The sequence below is a fragment of the Nocardia sp. NPDC004722 genome (assembly GCF_053601505.1).
In genome coordinates, this window is record NZ_JBSGBY010001094.1 from 1 (window position 1) to 1,218 (window position 1,218).

Consider the following 1,218-nt stretch of genomic DNA (forward strand, 5'->3'; position numbering starts at 1 on the left):
GAACAACCAAGCGATTGTTAGGGTTTCGGGATGGGGCATAGTGGTCCGGTCGGCGGGGCGATCAACCTGATCTCGACGTTCTTTTCGCTGGCCGATGTCGGGTACGTCGCCGAGGAGTACTTCCTGTCCGGAAATGCCGTGTCCTATCGGCTGATCGGGGCGGCCGCCGATGACGGGGAGTGGGCGTCCGAGCCGGACGGGCAGGCGCCGTTCACGACCAGGGTTGTGGTGTATCGCCCGGTCGAGGGCTATTCCGGAACGGCTGTCGTCGAATGGCTCAACGCGTCCTCAGGGGCTGACGCGCCGCCGATTTGGCTACTGGCACATCGGCATTTGATCCGGGAGAGGATGGCCTGGGTCGGGGTGTCGGCGCAGTACGCGCCGATCCACGGCGGCGGCGTGATGGCGGCGGCGGCCGCGGAGGACGGCAGTTGGAACACGATCGTGCTGCCGCCGCTGAAGGAAACGGGTCCGGTGCGGTACGCGGAGCTCTCGCATCCCGGCGACGCCTATTGCTACGACATCTACCGGCAGGCAGGCGAACTGGCCAGGACGCTGCTGACCGGAACCCGGCAGCTGCTCGCGGCCGGGCAGTCGCAATCCGCAGCGACCCTCGTGACATTCGTGAATGCCGTTGCACCGCACGGCTCCCCGTACGACGGCTACCTCATCGACGGCCGTCCCGGCCGCCCCGCCACACTCACCGGCTGGGACGGAATCGACGAACTCGACGGCAGTACCCGCGTGCGCGCGGACACGACCGCACCGGTCCTCACGCTCCAGACCGAGACCGACGTGGTCGGCCTCATGCGCTCGATCGATTCCCGTCAGCCCGACTCCGACCGTTTCCGACTCTGGGAGTTGCCCGGCGCCGCCCACGCCGACTCCTACACCGTCGGAGCATCTTTCACCGACTCGGGCACCCTGACGCCTGCGGAACTCGCCGAGCTGATGGCCCCGCGACGCAATCCCCTCGGCGTCGACTTCCCCGAGCCGATCAACTCCGGCCCCCAACACCATTACGTCGTACAGCGAGCCATCGCGGCACTGTCCGAATGGGCCGCCGGCGGACCCGCTCCGGCACACGCCGAGCGGATCACCACGAATGCCGGGGACCTGGTGCTGGACCGACACGGCAACGCGGAGGGCGGTATTCGCACACCCTGGCTGGACGTGCCGCTGGCGGTGCTGTCCGGTCTCGGCCAGGAGGGCGGCGGC

1 protein-coding gene is annotated in these 1,218 nt (G+C 68.4%); it reads left to right on the plus strand.

The window, feature by feature from the left end; genetic code table 11:
• Positions 1-30 precede the first annotated feature (30 nt).
• On the plus strand, positions 31-1,218 hold a 1,188-nt coding region (locus ACWELQ_RS45985), incomplete at its 3' end, for an alpha/beta hydrolase domain-containing protein (protein ID WP_452403241.1).